Origin of the sequence: Lentzea albida, assembly GCF_900111005.1 — a bacterium.
In the GTDB taxonomy this organism is placed as follows: domain Bacteria; phylum Actinomycetota; class Actinomycetes; order Mycobacteriales; family Pseudonocardiaceae; genus Lentzea; species Lentzea albida.
In genome coordinates, this window is record NZ_FOFV01000002.1 from 407,847 (window position 1) to 425,825 (window position 17,979).

Annotated in this window: 18 protein-coding genes; 6 read left to right on the forward strand and 12 right to left on the reverse strand. The window is 71.8% G+C overall.

Features of this window, described 5'->3' with window-relative positions; genetic code table 11:
- Positions 1-170: 170 nt before the first annotated feature.
- On the reverse strand, positions 171-1,013 hold the full coding sequence (locus tag BMY74_RS07355) for an oxidoreductase (RefSeq protein ID WP_089911592.1): 843 nt from the start codon (positions 1,011-1,013) through the stop codon (positions 171-173).
- Between the two features lie 240 nt (positions 1,014-1,253).
- On the opposite strand from BMY74_RS07355, the gene BMY74_RS07360 reads away from it, so the two are divergent.
- Positions 1,254-2,864 carry an ABC transporter substrate-binding protein gene (locus BMY74_RS07360; protein WP_177229614.1) on the forward strand — a complete coding sequence of 537 codons (1,611 nt, stop codon included), beginning with the start codon at positions 1,254-1,256 and terminating at the stop codon, positions 2,862-2,864.
- Between the two features lie 80 nt (positions 2,865-2,944).
- Here BMY74_RS07360 and BMY74_RS07365 read toward each other — a convergent pair whose 3' ends face one another.
- Positions 2,945-3,784, reverse strand: coding sequence for an ABC transporter permease subunit (locus BMY74_RS07365; protein WP_089911598.1), 840 nt, complete (start codon positions 3,782-3,784; stop codon positions 2,945-2,947).
- On the reverse strand, positions 3,784-4,713 hold the full coding sequence (locus BMY74_RS07370; protein ID WP_089911603.1) for an ABC transporter ATP-binding protein: 930 nt from the start codon (positions 4,711-4,713) through the stop codon (positions 3,784-3,786). The genes BMY74_RS07365 and BMY74_RS07370 overlap by 1 nt, the downstream gene beginning before the upstream one ends.
- 155 nt (positions 4,714-4,868) lie before the next feature.
- Here BMY74_RS07370 and BMY74_RS07375 point away from each other — a divergent pair, with 155 nt between their 5' ends.
- A complete protein-coding gene (locus BMY74_RS07375) occupies positions 4,869-6,044 on the forward strand; it encodes a sensor histidine kinase (RefSeq protein WP_143091473.1) in 1,176 nt (391 codons plus the stop codon).
- Positions 6,041-6,709, forward strand: a complete 669-nt coding sequence (locus BMY74_RS07380) for a response regulator (RefSeq protein ID WP_089911606.1) — start codon at positions 6,041-6,043, stop codon at positions 6,707-6,709. The genes BMY74_RS07375 and BMY74_RS07380 overlap by 4 nt, the downstream gene beginning before the upstream one ends.
- 6 nt (positions 6,710-6,715) lie before the next feature.
- Here the strand turns inward: BMY74_RS07380 and BMY74_RS07385 are convergent, their stop codons facing one another.
- The 4 genes from BMY74_RS07385 to BMY74_RS46050 all read right to left on the reverse strand — a co-directional run bounded on the left by BMY74_RS07385 (position 6,716) and on the right by BMY74_RS46050 (position 9,822).
- A complete protein-coding gene (locus BMY74_RS07385) occupies positions 6,716-7,792 on the reverse strand; it encodes a BtrH N-terminal domain-containing protein (protein WP_143091474.1) in 1,077 nt (358 codons plus the stop codon).
- Positions 7,793-7,988: 196 nt separating this feature from the next.
- Complete coding sequence (locus BMY74_RS07390; RefSeq protein WP_245785956.1) at positions 7,989-8,828, reverse strand: endo alpha-1,4 polygalactosaminidase; 840 nt, start codon at positions 8,826-8,828, stop codon at positions 7,989-7,991.
- Positions 8,829-8,841: 13 nt separating this feature from the next.
- Positions 8,842-9,357: a Rossmann-fold NAD(P)-binding domain-containing protein gene (locus BMY74_RS46045; RefSeq protein ID WP_245785957.1), complete on the reverse strand. Its 516-nt coding sequence runs from the start codon at positions 9,355-9,357 to the stop codon at positions 8,842-8,844.
- Between the two features lie 21 nt (positions 9,358-9,378).
- The gene (locus tag BMY74_RS46050) at positions 9,379-9,822 is read right to left on the reverse strand and encodes an NAD-dependent epimerase/dehydratase family protein (RefSeq protein ID WP_245785958.1); all 444 of its coding nucleotides are present in this window, start codon (positions 9,820-9,822) and stop codon (positions 9,379-9,381) included.
- A gap of 193 nt (positions 9,823-10,015) precedes the next feature.
- Here BMY74_RS46050 and BMY74_RS07400 point away from each other — a divergent pair, with 193 nt between their 5' ends.
- Together BMY74_RS07400 and BMY74_RS07405 are read left to right on the forward strand one after the other, a co-directional pair.
- On the forward strand, positions 10,016-10,867 hold the full coding sequence (locus BMY74_RS07400; RefSeq protein WP_089911615.1) for a helix-turn-helix transcriptional regulator: 852 nt from the start codon (positions 10,016-10,018) through the stop codon (positions 10,865-10,867).
- Positions 10,864-12,138, forward strand: a complete 1,275-nt coding sequence (locus tag BMY74_RS07405) for an MFS transporter (protein WP_089911618.1) — start codon at positions 10,864-10,866, stop codon at positions 12,136-12,138. The genes BMY74_RS07400 and BMY74_RS07405 overlap by 4 nt, the downstream gene beginning before the upstream one ends.
- Here BMY74_RS07405 and BMY74_RS07410 read toward each other — a convergent pair.
- Genes BMY74_RS07410 through BMY74_RS07430 form a run of 5 tightly spaced genes read right to left on the reverse strand, consistent with a single transcriptional unit; the run spans position 12,095 to position 16,864 of the window.
- On the reverse strand, positions 12,095-12,943 hold the full coding sequence (locus BMY74_RS07410) for a class II fructose-bisphosphate aldolase (protein WP_089911621.1): 849 nt from the start codon (positions 12,941-12,943) through the stop codon (positions 12,095-12,097). The genes BMY74_RS07405 and BMY74_RS07410 overlap by 44 nt on opposite strands.
- Positions 12,940-13,860, reverse strand: coding sequence for a 1-phosphofructokinase family hexose kinase (locus BMY74_RS07415; RefSeq protein WP_089911624.1), 921 nt, complete (start codon positions 13,858-13,860; stop codon positions 12,940-12,942). Before BMY74_RS07415 ends, BMY74_RS07410 begins: the two co-directional genes overlap by 4 nt.
- Positions 13,857-14,774, reverse strand: coding sequence for a DMT family transporter (locus BMY74_RS07420; RefSeq protein WP_089911627.1), 918 nt, complete (start codon positions 14,772-14,774; stop codon positions 13,857-13,859). The genes BMY74_RS07415 and BMY74_RS07420 overlap by 4 nt, the downstream gene beginning before the upstream one ends.
- A gap of 10 nt (positions 14,775-14,784) precedes the next feature.
- Complete coding sequence (locus BMY74_RS07425; protein WP_089911630.1) at positions 14,785-15,741, reverse strand: N-acetylglucosamine kinase; 957 nt, start codon at positions 15,739-15,741, stop codon at positions 14,785-14,787.
- A 1-nt stretch (position 15,742) separates the two neighbouring features.
- Positions 15,743-16,864: an SIS domain-containing protein gene (locus BMY74_RS07430; protein WP_089911633.1), complete on the reverse strand. Its 1,122-nt coding sequence runs from the start codon at positions 16,862-16,864 to the stop codon at positions 15,743-15,745.
- Between the two features lie 221 nt (positions 16,865-17,085).
- On the opposite strand from BMY74_RS07430, the gene BMY74_RS07435 reads away from it, so the two are divergent.
- Positions 17,086-17,925: a DeoR/GlpR family DNA-binding transcription regulator gene (locus BMY74_RS07435; protein ID WP_089911636.1), complete on the forward strand. Its 840-nt coding sequence runs from the start codon at positions 17,086-17,088 to the stop codon at positions 17,923-17,925.
- Positions 17,926-17,979: the final 54 nt, after the last annotated feature.

A 17,979-nucleotide genomic window follows, 5' to 3' on the forward strand; every position in this document is an offset into this window, starting at 1 on the left:
ACGCTCTTGACCGTTGACGTCGCCCGCTATTCGGGCGAATGCGGCGAACACGCGAGAAGAGGGCGAATGTTCGTCACGATGCGTCAGCTTCTGCAGTACGAATCAGGTGGGGATGCGTGTTGAACTGCTCGCGAATTCCCGCCGAACCGGTCCAGGTGTTCGGGGATGGTTCAGGCGTCGTCGAAGGCCGTCCTGGAGGCGAGCGGCTCCCACTCGTCCATCGTCTGGAGGAAGCCCGCGAACTTCCTCCTGGCGGCGGCGTAGACCCCCGCGCCGAGCGGGAGGTGCAGTGGCGGGTGCTCGGCGTCGACCGCCCGCAGGAGGACGTCGATGGCCTTGCGCGGATCGCCCGGCTGCCGCCCGTCGTGCTCGGCGCGGTAGCGGCGGCGGCCCCCGGCCGAGATGCCGGCGTACTCCGGCATCTCGGCCGCGGCCATCCGCATGGAGCGGCCGAGGAACTCCGTGCGGAACGGGCCGGGCTCCACGATGATCGTCGCGATCCCGAACGGGGAGACCTCCTGGGCGAGCGCCTCGGACAGGCCCTCGACGGCGAACTTGGTGGCGTTGTAGTAACCGCTGCCGGCGCTCCCGGCGATTCCCGCGCCCGAGGACATCATGACGATCCGCCCGCCACCTGCCTTCCGCAGGGCGGGCAGCGCGGCCCTGGTCGTCTCGATCACGCCGAAGACGTTGGTCTCGAACAGCGGCCGGTACTCCTCGGGGGAACCCTCCTCGATCGCGCCCACCATGCCCTGGCCCGCGTTGTTGACCAGCACGTCCAGCCCGCCGAACTCCTGTTCCGCCACCGAGATCGCGGCCGCGGCGTCTCCCTCCCGCGTGACGTCGAGCGTGACCGCCCGGCACGTCCCGGGGTGGGCGGCGACGAGGTCCTCCAGCGACCGCGGGTCGCGCGCGGTGACCACGGCCTGGTCACCGCGGTCCAGCACCGCCTCGGCGAGGACCCGGCCGAGTCCGGCCGAACATCCCGTGATGAGCCATCTGCGCGGCGTCATGCTCGTGTCTCCTCCGTGGTTCGGTTGGGCCTGCGTGAACGACCGTAATGAGGTTCGGCCTGCCGGGCGTGGGTGCAGTGCACCCCCGTTGCCGCGCCGATGCTTCTGAAGAGGACGGTCCGACGACACAAGTCGGCCGGAGTTCTTTCGTTGTTCCGCACGAAGATTTCGCGTGTTCGAGTTCCTACGCTGCGGCGATCACGTGCCAAAAGCACCTTCGACCTGTCAAAGGGCGTTCTCTTGAACCTCAGCCGCACAACGGCGACGTGGCTCGCCGTCTTCGCCGTCTCCACCGCGCTCACCGGCTGCTCCGGTGCGGCGGAGAGCGACCGGTCCTCGGTCGCGCACGACGCGGACATCCCGAAGCTGACGTGGGCGGTGGCCGCCGGGCCTCGCTCGCTCGACATCGCGCACAGCCTCGACGGCACGTCCTACCTGGCCATCGCGGCCCTGTTCGACTCCGTGCTCAGGCTCGACATGAAGGGCAACCTCGAATCCGGCCTCGCGGAGTCGTGGTCCAGTCCCGACTCCCACACCTACGTCTACCGGATCCGCCGGGGCGTGAAGTTCTGGAACGACGAGCCGGTGACCGCCGAGGACGTCCGGTTCTCGCTGGCACGGCAGCTCGACCCGGCCACCGCCTCGGAGTCCGCGCAGTTGCTCGCGGCGGTGAAGTCCGTGGAGGTGAGCGGGCCGGACCAGGTGACCGTCCGGTTGAGCCACCCGGACGCCGCGTTCCAGTACACGCCCGCGCTGGCGTGGTTCGTGCAGCAGAAGTCCTACGTGGAGGCCGCGGGCGAGGAGCTCGGCACCGGTGCCAGGCCGGGCATGGGGTCGGGCGCGTACACGGTCGAGTCGTTCTCGCCGGCCGGCGGCGTCGCGCTGCGCCGCAACGAACAGTACTGGGGTGCGAAGCCGAAGGTCGTCTCCGCGGAGATCAAGCCCATCGCCGTCCCGGAGGCCCTGCGGCGCGCCGTGCAGGCCGGTGAGGTGGACGGCACCATCGACTTCCCGGTGCGGCACGCCCAGCGGTGGGAACAGCTCCGCGGTGTGCGCGCCCAGTTCGTGCGGAGCACGACCACGACGTACCTGTCGCTGGACACGGCCACGGCCCCGTTCGACGACGAGCACGTGCGTCGCGCGATCGCGCACTCGGTCGACCGGAAGGGGTTGCTGGCGCCCGCTTTCGGCGGCCGGGCCGACCTGGCCGCCAGCCCGTTCACGACCGCGCAGCTGACCGCGACGGTCGGCGAGGACCGCGCCGCGGAGCTCACCGAGTCGATCGCGCTGCCCGAGTTCGACCTGGGCAAGGCCGCGGCGGAGCTGAAGAAGTCGAGACATCCCAACGGGTTCACCGTCGACGCGCCCTACGCCGCCGACGAGCCGTGGGCCCAGCTCACCCTGGAGGACCTCGCCCGCAACCTGGCCCGGATCGGCATCAGGCTCACCCCGAAGCCGATGCCGCGCCAGCAGTGGGTGGCACAGATCTACGCGCACCAGGACCTGGGCATCCAGATCATCCGTGCCGGGGGCGGCACCCCCTACGCGGGCGAGCTGGCGTCGGTGTTGTTCGTCGAGGACTCGGCGAGGCCGAACGGCTTCAACACCGCCAACTTCCACCCGGACGAGGTGCGCCAGGTCGTCGACCAGATCGGCGCGCCGAGCAGCGCGGAGGCGCGGTTCGCACAGTTGAGGTCGCTGATGGCGCTCAACGCCGAGCAACTGGGTTACGTCCCGCTGTTCGAGCCGCAGACCGGCATCGCGCTGCGCGACGAGTTCGTCTTCGACCCGCAGGTCGACACCTTCCTGGTGGGGGACAACTGGTTGCGGCTGATCAAGTCGGCGAAGTGAGCGCGGGCGGAGCACGGCGACGTCCGGCAACACGCTCGTGACCGGTGGGGAAGGCGCACCCTCCCAACCGGCCGCAGGCGTCACACGTCCCGGCGGCTCAGGCTGACCACCGCGGCGACGACAGCGGCGGCGACCCAGATCGCCAGCACCGCGACACCTGCCGCGGCGCCCAGCTTGCTGTCGCCCGCGGCGGCCACCGCGGTGAACGCGGAGGCGGCGGAGCTCGGCAGGAAGCGCAGGATCGTGTCCCAGCTGTCGGGCAGCAGTGCGCCGGCGATGTTGGGCAGGATCAGGATGCCGCCGACGACCGCGCCGATGCTGCCCGCGACGCTGCGCAGCAGGATGCCCAGGCCGAGGCCGATCAGGGCGATCGCGGTGATGTAGCCGACCATGCCGAACAACGTGGTGAGGACGTCGTCGTCGGTGAGCGAGGCGGTCGGGGCGTCGTTCGCGGAGAGGATGGCCGTGCCCGCCGCGTAGGAGCCCAGGACGGCGATCAGCGCGGTGGGGATCACGGCGGCGGACAGGGCGACGGCCTTGGCCACCACCACCTGCCAGCGGCGGGGGACGGACACCACGGACGCGGTGATCATGCGGGAGCCGTACTCGCGGGCGCCGGCGAGGCTGCCCAGGACGCCGATCAGGAGCACGGCGAACGTGGAGCCGGTGAGGACGGTCGAGAGGGGTCCGCCGCCGCCGAACGGGCCGCCGCCGTCGGAGCCGCCCGGGCCGGGGGGCTGGACGGAGCCGGTGGAGACCGCGGAGGCGATCGCCCCGAAGCCGATCATGACCACGGCGACCGCGGCCATGCCCACCCAGGTGCTGCGCAGGCTGCGGGTTTTGATCCATTCGGAGTGGACGGCCCTGGTGAGCGTCTGGGGGCGGACGCGGGTCGCGGGTGCGGGGAGGGTGGTGGTCATCAGGCTGCCAGTTCGTGCGTGGGGACGGTGGCGGTGTACTCGACGCTGTCGCGCGTGAGTTCGAGGTAGGCCGACTCGAGCGAGGCGGTGACGGGGGTCAGTTCGTGGACGCGCAGCCCGTGTTCCGCGGCCAGGTCGCCGATCGCGGCCGAGGTCGTGCCGCGGACCTCGAACCGGCCCGGCTCGCGGGTCGTCAGCGAGATGCCGTCCCCGGCGAGCAGTGCCGCGAGCCTGCCCGCGTCCGGCGAGACGACGACGACCGCGTTGCCTCCGGGGGACTCCTCGATGAAGTCCGCGATCGACGAGTCGGCCAGGATCCGTCCCTGGCCGATGACCAGCAGGTGGTCGGCGACCAGTTGCATCTCGCTCATCAGGTGCGAGGAGAGCAGCACGGTGCGCCCCTCCCCCGCGAGCTCCGTGAGCAGGTCGCGGATCCACTGGATGCCGTCGAGGTCGAGGCCGTTGACGGGTTCGTCCAGCAGCAGCACGGCCGGGTCGGCGAGCAGTGCGGCGGCGATGCCGAGGCGCTGGCCCATGCCGAGCGAGAACGACCCGGCCGCCTTGTGCGCCACCTCGCTCAGCCCGACCTGGGCGAGCACCTCGTCGACCCGGCGGCGGCCGATGCCGACGGTGGCGCCGAGCGCGAGGAGGTGGTTGCGGGCGCTGCGGCCGGAGTCGACCGCCTTGGCGTCGAGCAGCGCGCCCACCTCGGCGAGCGGTGCGCGGGAGGTGGCGTAGGGGTGGCCGTTGACGAGCGCCGTGCCGGAGGTCGGCCGGTCGAGGCCGACGATCATGCGCATGGTCGTCGACTTGCCGGCGCCGTTGGGGCCGAGGAAGCCCGTGACGACTCCGGGGCGGATGGTGGCGGTGATGCCGTCCACGGCCACTTTGGTGCCGTAGGTCTTGGTGAGGTGCCGCAGTTCGATCATGCCGAGAACGATGCTCCTGACACGGGCTCGTGCGCGTCGTACGGCCGTGGACACATAGGACACTCGCCCGTACTGCGTTCGTGGTACGGCTCCCGGTTCGCGGTACGACGGCGGTGAGATGCCCCCAGGCCGCCGGGGCGTCTACTTTGATCGTCATGACGCGGATGTCGGTCTGGAGGTGGGTGGCGAGCCACCCCGTGCTCCGCGACATCGCTCTCACGTGCGTCGTCGTGGCGGGCGGCGTCGCCGGTGAGCTGAGCGGGATGCGCGGCCAGACCGACGGGGCCCTCACCACGCGGGACTTCGTGGCACTGGCCGTCGTCGTGGTCGCGGTGTCCACCCGCCGCCTGCGCCCCGCGCTGAACCTGGTCGGCACCGCCGTCGCCGCGCTGGCGATGGTCCTGGTCACGGGTGTGCTGCAACCCATGCTGGTCGTGACCCTCGGGGTGCTCACCTACACCACGACCGCCGCCACCGGCCGCCGTTCCGGGGTGCTGCTGGCCGCCCCGATCGCCGTCGGCCTCTACGTCGTCGACACCTTCGTGGACACGTCGTCCCCGTGGTCGCCCCGGAGCTTCGCCGTGCTCGCCGGGATCGCCGCGGCCGCCGCCGCCGGGGACGCCGTCCGCAGCCGCCGCGCCTACGTGGCCGAGGTCGAGGAACGGGCCCGCCGCGCGGAGCACACCCGTGAGGAGGAGGCCGCCCGCCGCGTCGCCGAGGAACGGGTGCGCATCGCGCGGGACCTGCACGACGTGGTCGCCCACCACATCGCGGTGATCAACGTGCAGGCCGGAGCGGCGAGCCACGTCCTCGTCCGCCACCCGGACCAGGCCCGCCGGGCCCTCACCCACATCCGCGACGCGTGCGGCACCGTCCTGAGCGAACTGGCCTCGATCGTCGGCGTGCTGCGGGAGAACAACGACCACGACAGGGAACCCGTCCGCGGTCTGGCCGCGCTCACCACCATGATCGACTCGCTCGCCGCCACCGGCCTCACGGTGGAGCGCAGGCAGGCCGGCGAGGCGAGGGACCTGCCCGCGGTCGTGGACCTCGCGGCCTACCGGATCCTGCAGGAGGCGCTGACCAACGCGCACAAGTACGGCACCGGAACCGCCTGCGTCACCATCACCTACACCGACGACTCCCTCATCCTCGACGTCGTCAACCCCATCGCCGTGGAACGCGCGCCGGTCACCTCGGGCTACGGCATCCTCGGCATGACCGAACGCGCGGCCACCGCGGGCGGCACCCTCGACGCGACCGCCCGCCCGGACGGGCGCTTCGCCGTCCACGCCGAACTCCCCGCCCCGACGCAGAAGGCCACCACATGACCATCCGGGTGCTGCTCGCCGACGACCAGGCCCTCATCCGCGCCGGCTACAAGATGATCCTCAACGCCGAACCGGACCTGGAGGTCGTGGGCGAGGCGGTGAACGGGCGTGACGCCGTGCACCTCGCCCGCGCGACCCGCGCGGACGTGGTGCTCATGGACATCCGCATGCCCGAGGTCGACGGCATCGAGGCCACCCGCCGCATCGCCGCCGACGACGACCTCGCCGGCGTGCGCGTCCTCGTGCTGACCACGTTCGAGAACGACGAGAACGTCCTCCACGCGGTCCGCGCCGGCGCCAGCGGGTTCCTCGGCAAGAACGCGGGCCCCGACGAGCTGATCCACGCCGTCCGGGTCGTGGCCTCCGGGGACGCCCTGCTGTCCCCGAAGGCCACCAGGGGCCTCGTCCAGCACGTCCTGAACCAGCCCGAGCCCGTGCCGCTGCCGGCGCTGGCCGACCTCACCGACCGCGAGCGCCAGATCGTCGTCCTCGTCGCCCACGGACTGTCCAACGAGGACATAGCGCAGCGCCTGGTGCTGTCGCCGCTGACCGCCAAGACCCACGTCAACCGGGCCATGACCAAGCTGGGGGCGCGGGACCGGGCGCAGCTCGTCGTCATCGCCTACCACAACGGCCTGGTCCGGCCCGGTGACCCGGCGCCCTGACGGGCCTCAGTCCACGACGGCCTTCAACCGCGCGATCGCGTCGGTCTCCGCCGCGTGCAGCTCCGCGAGCTGCGCGCCCATGGCGGGGAACTCGGTCATCTCCCCCAGCGCGTTCCACATGGCGCCGATCTCCCGCCACCGCGGCGCGAGCCCGGAGTGCCCGGCCTGCTCGAGGAAGTCCGCGAACAACGGCCGCAGGTTGCCGCCGGTGACGCCGTAGCGGCCGTCCACTCCCTCGCGCACGCTCTGCAGCGCGTGGTCGAGGCCCTGTCCGTCGGCGAAGACCTTCGGCCACGCCTTGGCGGCCTTGGTGTCGGTCATCATGCGCGACCACTTGCGCCACGCCGGCAGGGAGAACGAGTCCGACTTGGCCGACAGGTGCTCGACGACGTCCCGCAGGCCTTCGCGCACCGCGGCCTCGACGTCGGGCGCCCGGTCGGAATCGGTGATCACGAGGGCCTGGTTCTTCCAGGTGCCGACGCGCGCGACGGCCCGGTCGAGGTCCTCGCGCGCGACGGTGAGCGGGACCTGGTTGCGGTCGTCGAGGTAGACCTGGTTCCCCGCGGCGCGGTAGACGACGACCGGGTGGCCGCCGTGGCCGTCGAGCTCCTCGGGGAGGTCCCAGTAGCCGATCTGGTACCGGTCCGGCCACACCATGACGGCGTCGCCTGCGTCGAGGCGCGCGGTCAGCCACGCCCGGGCGGCCTTGGGCGCCGAGCGGTGCCACTCGTGGGCGATGCCGAGGCGTGCGAGGACCTTCTCGCTGCGGCGGGTCACGTACTGCCACGTGTTGGTGAAGCCGATCGTGACGTGGCGGCTGTTGTGCTGCTTGAACTCCCACAGGATGTAGCCGGCGCCGATCCCGCCGCCGATGCCGAAGACCAGCGCCTCGTCCAGGCCGGAGATGCCGCGGGCGGCGAGCATGGCGTTCAGTCCCGCCGCGTCGGGGTCCGTGCCTCCGCGCAACACCCAGCCGCCGTCCGGCGAGGCACCGCTCAGGTGGGCGAACGCGGTCGTGTAGCGCTCACCGGTCTTGGCCATGCGGGCGCGCACCTGCGCCTTGAACTGCTTGCGTGACGTCATCACCGAACTCCTCGGCCGTCGCGTCCGACACCCGAACCCCACGCGCCCCGATGTCACGACAGCCTTGGTTCCAGGCATGACGAGGAGGGCGTCCCGAGGCTCACAGGTCCCCTTTGCCTCCGCTGTGGCCGGATGGCGTGGGCACCCGGTCAGGAGGTTGGGCGTGGAACACGCCGGTGGCCATCCTAACGTCGGGTCAGCAGTGCTGGAAGACGTGATCCGGGTTCTCCGGCCCGACGAGCCCGCGGTCGCGCAGGGTGGTCGTCCTCGGCGTCGCCGGGTCCGCGCACGCCCCGGCGAACGTGCCGCGCAGGTTGTCGGTGTACTCGACGTCCATCACGTGCGCGCCGTAGACGTCGGTGTAGGTCGAGCACTCGTTGAAGGCGTGGCACTCCTCGGTGACGGCGAAGTCGAAACCGACCTCGTCGTGGGCGCGCCTGCTGATCTCCGCGGAGTTCTTCTGGCCGATCGGCAGGCCGCGGTCGTGCGCCCGCGCGCTGAGCAGGGCCGCGAACGCGAGGTTGTGCTCGGCGGTGAGGCGGTCGCCGGAGCGGGAGTACGAGTCCAGGTTGTCGATCTCGACGGACTGGAAGCCGCGGTCGGCGCAGCGGGTGATCGACTCCCCGACCAGCCTCGCCAGTTCGTCCCGGTTGGACGGTGACGAGGTGTCCACGAGGAGCTCGTCGGGCCACTCCGGGTCGATCACGGGCTCGCCGCCGGAGTCTTTCAGGACCAGGTGCCCGCGCCGGGTCAGCCACAGCTCGCGGTCCTGCGGCTGCGTCTGGAAACCGTTGACGTAGCAGACGTTGTGGACGCCCGGTGCCGGTGAGGCGGTGCTGTCGCGCGCGACCAGCGTGACGCCCGCGGGGGGCGGGTAGGCCGCGCCCAGCTGGTAGTCGAGCACGGCGGGTGAGGGCGGCAGCGCCACGCCGGCGCGGGGTGCGGTCGGCGCCGGGGCCGCCTCCTGACCCGAACACCCGGCCAGCAGCGCGATCGACACCAGGACCACCCAGGCCGGGCGAACGGAGGCACTCACCTGGTCCATTCCATCACACCGCCGCGGGACGACCGGCGGTGACGAGTCCCTTCTCCACCATGCTCAGGCCGGCGGCGACCACGGCCTCCTGCGCCGGACGCGGCTCCCAGTCCAGCACCCGCCGCGCCTTGTCCGTGGACACCCCCTTCACGAACCCGAGGTCGGCGGTCACCGACCGGAGCTCCGGGGTGAACCGCGCTGCGAGCCTCACCACGAAGTCGGGCAGCGTCCTGGTGGGCACGCGCTTCGCGGCCTCGCCGAGGTCGGCCTTCAGCAGCGCGCCCACGTCCTCCAACGCGAGCGACTGTCCCCTCGCGACCAGGATCCGCTGGCCTGCCGCACCGGGGGCGGTCATCGCGCGCACGTGCGCGGCGGCCACGTCCCGGACGTCCACGATCGGCATCCACAGGTTCGGGTAGCCGGGCATGGCGCCGTCGAGGAGGCGCCGCACCACGTGGTTCGCGCCCGAGACGGCGTCGCCCATCACCGGGCCCATCACGGCCACGGGCAGCACCGCGACGAGTTCCACGCCTTCCGCGGCGGCGAAGTCCTAGTCAGCACGCTCGGCCAGGGTCTTGCTCCTGCCGTAGGCGTCGATGCCCGGTCCGTCCAGAACGGACCAGTCTTCCTCGGTGAACGTGCCGTGCGTGTGCGGGTGCCCGAAGCCGACCGCGTGGAACGCCGACGTCAGCACGACTCGCCGCACCCCCGCGTCACGGGCCGCGCGGAGCACGCGCAGGGTGCCGTCCCGCGCGGGAACGATGACGTCGTCGTCGTTCTTGACGTGCTGCAGGTGCACGGGCGAGGCAACGTGCAGCACGTACTCGCACCCCGCGACGGCCTCGGCCCAGCCCTCGTCGCTCGTCAGGTCGGCGGCCGCGAAGGTCAGCGCCGAGTCGTCGGCGAGGCCCGCGTCGGCGAGCACGGCGCGAACGGTGGTCTGCTTGCCCGGCGAGCGCACGGTCGTGCGGACGTGGTGGCCCTCGCTGAGCAACTACAGGATGACGTGGCCCGCGATGAAGCCGGAACCACCGGTCACCAGAACGTTCGCCATGGTGATCACTTCCCCTGGTCGGTCGCTGTCGAGGACGATCTTGCGGCCGGCCGTGCGCCCCGGCCAGAGCCCTTGTCAACCGGGGGAGTGACAGGGCCCCTCACGATCCTCCTGACCGCCTTACGGTGGAGGCATGACCGACGACCCGAACCTGCTCGGCGCCTTCCTGCGGGCCCGGCGCGAGCTCGTCACGCCCGAGCGGGCGGGCATCCCGGTGCACGGGGTCCGGCGGGTCCCCGGGCTGCGCCGCGAGGAGGTGGCGATGCTCGCGGGCATCAGCGCCGACTACTACCTGCGCCTCGAACGCGGGCGCGACCGCCACCCGTCGGTGCAGGTGCTGGAGTCCCTGGCCACCGTGCTGCAGCTCGACGACGACGCGCGCGAGTACCTCGTCGGGCTCGTCGCCGAGAAACCCCGCAAGCGCAGGCGGGCTCGACGGGAGGTCGTTCCCACCGGCACGGCCAACCTGCTCTCGGTGCTGCCGTTCCCGGCGTTCGTCGAGGGCCGCTACCTCGACGTGCTCGCCGCGAACCCGTTGGCCACGGCCCTGTCGCCCCGGCTGACCGCGGGGGCCAACCGGTTGCGGGACGTGTTCCTCGACCCCGAGGAGAAGGAGATGTTCCAGGACTGGGAACTGGCCGCCGCCTACCTGATCGCGGGGTTCCGCCAGGCCGTCGGCACCGACACCGACGACCCCCGGTTCATCGAGCTCGTCGGCGAGCTCACCCTGGCGAGCCCGCTGTTCCAGCGGCTCTGGGCACGTCACGACGTGCGCCCGCGGATGAGCGGCACGGTCCGGTTCACCCACCCCCAGCTCGGGGAGATCACCCTCAACCGGGAGAAGTACCTCGTCGCCGGCACCGACGGGATCATGCTGGTCGTCTACCACCCCGACGCCGGTTCGGAGCACGCCGAGAAGCTCGCGTTGCTGGGCTCGGTGCTCGGCTCGGCGCGTTCCGGCACCTCACGTTCGCCAGCACGGTGAGCACCTCGACGCCACGACCTCCCGGCAGGCACGACCTCGCCCTGCTGGCGATCGGCTCCGGACTCTCCACCGCGAGTTCGATGCTCACCCTCGTCGGACTCACCGTCCGGCTGCACGACGTGGGTCCCGGTGCCGTCGCCACCCTGTTCGCGGCCGGCACGGTCGGTGGTGTTCTCGGCACCCCGGTCGGCGGCCGGCTCGTGGACCGCTACCGCAACCGGTCGCTGTTCGTGCTCGTCCTGATCGCGCAGGCGGTGACGTTGTCGGCGCTGATCGCGGTCGCCTCGGTGCCCGCCGCGGTCATCGCCGGCCTCGCGATCATGGGAATGCTCGGCGCGATGGCCACCACGTGCACCTCCGTGCTCGTCGCGAGGCTCACCGCCGAGGACGACGGCGTGCGCGGGTTCTCGTGGCTCAGCACCGCCCGCACGGCGGGAGCCATGGCCGGGACCCTGCTCGGTGGCGTCGTGGCCGCGGGGCCGGGCCTCGAGATCGCGCTGGCGATCGACGCCGGGGCGTCCGTGGTGCAGGCGTTCCTCATCTCGCGCATCCGAACCGACCGGGACCCGCGCGTGCACGACCGGTCCGCGGGCACGTCACGCCGCTCGCTCGCCGGGCTGGCGCAACTGGGTCAGGACGGACTGCTCACCGTCCGGCTGGCGGCCCACGTCGTGACGATGACCGCGATGACCATCGCCCTGGCGAACGAGATCTTCCTCGTCACCGGGGTGATGCGGCAGAACGAGGTGGTCTACGGCGTCGTGGTCACGTGCTGGGGCGTCGGTGTCATGGCGGGTGCCGTGGTGACCAGGCGGCTCAAAGGCGTCGACGCGTTGTTGCGCGCGTACCTCGTCGGCACCGGCGTGATGGCCGCGGCGTTCGCGGTGACGGCCCTGTTCCCCCACCCCGTCGTCAACGCGGTCGCGTGGATCGCCGGCGGTGGCTGCGCGGCGGTTCAGAACGTCACCCTGATGGCCTTGGTGCAGAACCGCACCCCGGAGGCGTGCAAGGGCCGTGTCCACTCGGCGGCCGGCACCTGCCTCATCATCGCGAACACCGCCGGCTACCTCTCTGCGGGCCCGGTGATCTCCTCGGCAGGTCCGAGGAACACCCTCTTCATCGCCGCTGCCCTGATCGTTCCGGCCACGCTGGCGATGGTCGTCGTCGTCCTGCGCGAACGGGCGGGGAGCGAGCCCGCGGCACCTGGGAACACCTCCTCCCCGCCCATCAGCGCGCGATGCTCGGCGCGTCCGCGTCGGCCAGCACGGTGAGCAGCCTCGCCACCTCGTCGCGCACGGCGTCGCGGCCGGGCGCGAGGTAGCGGCGCGGGTCGGTCAGGAGCTCCCGCTCGTCGAGCACCGCGCGGACCGCCTCGGTCAGCACCTGGTTGAGGCGCGTGCCGACGTTGACCTTGACGATCCCGCTGGTCACCGCCCCGCGCAGGCCGTCGTCGGACACACCGGACGAGCCGTGCAGCACCAACGGCACGGGAACCGCGTCTGTGAGTGCCGCGATCAGGTCCTCGTCGAGCACGGCGCTGCGGTCCGTCATGGCGTGTGACGAGCCGACCGCCACGGCGAGCGAGTCGACGCCGGTCGCCGCTACGAACGCCGCCGCTTCGGCCGGGTCGGTGCGCACTCCCGGCGCGTGGGCGCCGTCCTTGCCGCCGACCTCGCCCAGTTCCGCCTCGACGAGGCATCCGTTGGCGTGGCAGCGTTGCACGACGGCGCGGGTCCGGTCGACGTTCTCGGTGTAGGGCAGCTTGGACGCGTCGAACATGACCGAGGTGATGCCCAGGTCGAGCCCTTCGCGGATCAGGTCCTCGTCCTCCACGTGGTCGAGGTGGACGAGCACGGGCACGGAGGCGTCCTCGGCGAGTCGCAGGCACGCGAGCGCGAACGGTGCCAGGGAACCGTGGTAGCGCACGGCGTTCTGCGAGATCTGCAGGATCACCGGGAGTCCGCTGTGCTCCGCGCCGGCCACGATGGCCTCGGCGTGCTCGATCAGGATCGCGTTGAACGCCCCCACCGCGCGCCGCTCCTCGCGCAGTTCGCCGAGCAACGTCGTCCAGTTCACCGTGTCTCCTTCACCGTCGTCAGTGGAATCCAGCGGGTTCTGGCCCCCAGGTCGATCTCGCCCGCCACCGGCCGCAGCACCGCGCTCGCGGACGTGGCGACCACGTCGGCGAGCGCGGCGGGCCAGTCGACGTCCCGTCCCGCCGCGAGGTGCAGTGCCAGCGCGGCGGCGGCCGCGTCCCCGGCGCCGGTCGGGTTGCCGGTGACGACCTCCGGCGGGCGGGCCTGCCAGGTGCCGTGGGCGGTCGCCGCGATCGCGCCGTCCGCGCCCGCCGTCGCCACCACGGCGGGCGTTCCCCCTGCCACCAGGTCGTGCACAGTCCTTCCACCACCGACGAGTTCGGCCAGTTCGTCGGAGTTGGGCATCAGCACCGCTCCGCTGTCCGCGGCCGCGCGGAGGGCCGGTCCCGACACGTCGGTGATGACCGGCACGCCGAACTCCGCGCACACCCGCGCCAGACGGGCGGGCACGGCCGGGTGCAGGCCGTGCGGCACGCTGCCGGAGATGACGACGCCACCCGCTCCGGCTTCCAGTTCGTCGCGCAGTGCGCCGGTGATCGCCGTTTCCGCGCCCTCGCAGGCCGGGAAACCGTTCTCCTGCAACATGGTCGTGGTGCCGTCCTCGGCCACCACCGCCACTGTTCGCCGCACCGACGCCAGCGCGGGCACGAGCCGGTGAGCGATTCCCAGCTCCTCCAGGCCCGCGCGGAACTCGTCGGGTTCCGCGGTCGTGGTGAGCGCGAGTGCGAAGCCGTTGCCTCCCAACGCGTTCACCACGGCCGCGACGTTCACGCCCTTGCCGCCGGCCCGCGACCGCACCTGCGGCACGCGGACCGTCTGCCCGACCCGCAGGGCGTCCACCCGGTAGGTCACATCGATGGCGGGGTTGAGCGTGACGGTGATGATCCGGTCCGTCACGCCGGAACCGCTTCGCTGCTCTTCTCGGCCCGGTAGACCATCAGCGTCGAGCCGGCCAGTGCCAGCACGATGCCCGCGATCTGGAACGCGCTGGGCTGCGCGCCGAACACGATGAGCGAGAGCACGATCGTCAGCACGGGTGCCAGCGCGTTGGTGACCGGTGCGACGATCGAGGCCTTGCCGCGGCTCATGGCCATCACGAGGAACAGCGCGCCGACGGCGTTCAGGACCTGCGTCCCGGCGGTGAGGGCGGGAGCCTGCCAGGGGAAGTCCAGCGGGAGGCCGCCCATCATGAGCAGCGCCACCGGGATCAGCACGAGGCCGCTGATGGTCATCCAGCCGAACGTCGACGCGTCGTCGACCCCGGCCACCGCCGCCTTGCGCATGTAGTACGCCTGCACGCCCCAGGCCACGCAGACCAGGACCGCGAGCAGCAGGTAGACCCACCCGGTGTCACCGGCTTCCCCGGTGGACACGGAGAACAGCACCACCGCGACGAGAGCGAGCACCACGCCCGTCCAGGACAGGGCGCCGAGTCGTTCGCGCAGCAGGCCGAACGCCATCAGGACGGTGATCGCCGGGGACAGCGCGACGATCGGGAAGATCACGTACGCGGGCCCGATCGTGAGCGCCTTGAACAACACCAGCTGGCCGCCCGCGCCGGTGAGCCCGATCAGCAGGCCGTACCCTGCGGCGGTCCTGCTGCGGTCGAACCTCCTACCGCGCAACGAGAACCACGCCGGGATGAGCATCGTGAACGCCCACACGACGTAGATCATCGGGTCGGGGTAGGCGTAGAGCTTGGTGGGCAGGGCGGAGAAGGCTCCCCAGACGCCCCAGAACAGCACCAGCAGGCCCGCGTACGGGATCCAGCTGGTCGGGCGGAGGGAGGTGGACACGCCTGATCCGGTCATCTTCGGCTCCTCAGAGGGAGAGCGCTGCGGCTGTGTGGACGTGCTCTGCCCGCAGGGGGTGTCCGTGCAGGCGTGCCGCGTGGAGCGCGGCACCGACGTGCGGTTCCAGCAGTGGTGCGCGCAGGTCGAAGTCGTGGGTGAGCGACTCGCGGAACGCCGCCAGCACCTGCGCCGAGCCGAACATGCCACCCGAGTACGACACCGGAACCTGCTGCGAGGCCTCGAACTCCAGCGCCTCGCGGCCTATGTCGACGAGGAGTGCGAGCTCCTGGCCCGCTCGCCGGAGGACGTCCGCGGCGATCGCGTCCCCCGCGTCCGCCGCCCGGACGACGACCCTGCTCAGGTTCGCGATCTTGCCGCGGTCGCCGTGCCACCGGTTGACCACGACGTCGATGGCGTCGAAGTCGGCGGAGAGTTCCAGCGCGGCGCGCATCTCCTCGACGAGCGGACCGGCGGGCATCCGTCCGTCGACCATGCGGCTGAAGGCGTTGAGGCCGTTGACGGCGACCCAGTAGCCGGAGCCCTCGTCGCCGAACAGCTCGCTCCAGCCGCCACCACGCCACTGCCTGCCGGCGTTCTCGCCGTACGCGATCGAGCCGGTGCCCGCGACGACGTTGATGCCGTCGACCCCGCCGAGCGACCCGGCCCAGCCGCAGATCATGTCGTTGCCGCACCGGTAGTCCGTGGTGCCGAGGACCTTCGCGGGGAGCGCGTCGAGCACCGGCACGTCGGCGCTGATCTCCCCGTACGCGGGCAGTCCGAAGAACGCGAAGGTGATGCCGTCCACCGGGATGCCGGCGGTGGCGCAGACCTCGTCGATCCCCTGCCGCAGCAGGGGTTCCACGATCCCGATGCCCTCGCTCAGGTAGTAAACGCTCGCGGTGCGCGCCTCGGCGACGACCCGGCCGTCCGGATCGACCAGGCAGAACGCCGTCTTGGTACCCCCACCGTCGACACCGAGGAACATCTCAGCCCACTCCCTCCGGGAACTCGTGGATGACCACGCCCTGCACGACCCGGTTGACCTCGCCGCCGGGGAACGGGTTGTCCGGCGTCAGGTCGAGAGCCAGCGAGCACGCGAGTGCCGTGGCCTGGGCCGCGATCACGGCCACCAGGGCCCACGCGGACGGGGAGCCGCCGGCCGGCACCGGCCACACCTGCGCTCCCCCGCACTCGTCGGGACCCGCCGCGCCCACCACGACCACGCGCTCGGGCTCCAGGGCCACCACCAGCTCCCGCGCGATGTCGACGTCGTAGGAGCGCGCATACGGTTCCGGCGAGAGGAAGACGACGGCGATCGTGCGGTCGTCGAGGACCGACTTCGGGCCGTGCCGGAAGCCCAGCGACGACTCGGCGATCCCGACGACCTGGCCGCGGGTCAGTTCGAGGGACTTGAGCGCGGCCTCCCGTGCCAGTCCCCGCAACGGGCCGGAACCCAGGTACACCAGGCGATCCGGTTTCGCACCGGCGATCGCCGACGCCCGTTCCGCCGCCTCGCCGAGGACCGCGGTTCCCGCCTGCGCCAACGCTTCCACGTCGACGTCGAGACCGAAGGCCAGCAGCGCCGCCAGCGCCATGCCGGTGAACGACGACGTCATCGCGAAGCCGCGGTCGTTGACCTCGTCCGGCAGCGCGACCACGACGGCGTTCCCGTCGCCGGACCACCGCTGGGCGAGCCTCCCCCGCGGATCACAGGTGATCACCAGGTGGCGCGTGGGCGTGAGCCGGTGCAGGAGTTCCGCCGCCGCAAGCGATTCGGGGCTGTTGCCGCTGCGCGCGAAGGAGACCAGCAGCACCGGGCGTTCGTCGACGACGACCGAGCGCGGGTCGGCGACGATCTCCGTGGTGGCGACGGCGTCGACCTGCCTGCCGAGGTGCCGCGCGAGAGCGGGTGCCACGACCTCGCCGATGAACGCCGAGGTGCCGGCGCCGGTCAGCACGATCCTGGGGTTCGCGGCCAGCGCCGCGCCGAGGAGTTCTTCGATCCGCGGCCGGGCGTGCCCGACCACGTCCTCCACCGCCCGCCAGGTGGTGGGTTGCTGCCAGATCTCCCGCGCGGTCCAGCTGTCGCCGAGCCCGGTCACAGTCATGTGTCGCCTTCCGATTACCGGCGCACTTCGAAACGCATTCCGGAGCGCATTCCCCGAGTGGTGCATTCGTACGTCCGGCGCTGCGCGAGGGGCAAGGTTCGGCGCTCAAATGAACAAACGGAGTGAGCGTTTCGCCGCGTCGTCCCTGTTCAGGACGATCATCGGAGGAAGCTGCGCGTGAACAATCGCTCACCGGAATGATCTGTCGTAGGCTCCGCTGCATGGCCGATACCACGGATTCCTCCGCACCCAAGGGCCGCACGCGGAAAAGGCTCACGACGCGGGCCGAACGCATGTCCGAAATACTGCGAGCGCTCCGCGAAACAGGTTCTCTGCAGGTCGGTGAACTCGGCACGCGGCTCGGTGTCTCGTCCGCGACGCTGCGGCGCGACCTGGCCCAGCTGGAGGAGCAACGGCTGCTGATCCGGACCCACGGAGGGGCCAAACCCCACGGCGCGATCGACGAGGTGCCGGTGCGGTACCGGGGAGGCCGGTCCCGTGACGCGAAACGGGCCATCGTGCGCGAGGCGGTGCGCCTGCTGCCGTCCGGGCCGCACGTCATCGCCCTGACCGGTGGGTCCACGACCACCGAGCTCGCGAAGCAGTTGCCCGGCAGGGCCGACCTGACCGTGGTGACGAACGCGCTGAACATCGCGATGGAGATGGCGATGCACCCCAGGCACAAGCTCGTCGTGGTCGGCGGTGTCGCCCGGCCGCGTTCCTACGAGCTGGTGGGCCCCTGGGCGGAGCACGTGCTGGCGTCGATCAGCATCGGCACCGCGTTCATCGGCGTCGACGGCATCGACGCCGCGGCGGGCATCACCACGCACGACGAGAACGAGGCGCGCACCAACCGCGCGATGCTGGGCCGCGCCCAGCGGGTGATCGTGATGGCCGACGGCAGCAAGCTCGGCAAGGCCACGCTCGCCCGCATCGCCGACGTCCAGGACGTGCACGAGGTGATCACCGACCTGTCCGCCGATCCCGCGGCCGTGGCGGCGATCCGGGCGGCGGGCGTGCGCGTCACCGTGGTCGAGGTGACGACCGCGAAGGACGGGTGACTCAGCCGCCCGGCCGGACGAGCCCCGAGTCGCAGGCGAAGAACGATGCGCTCG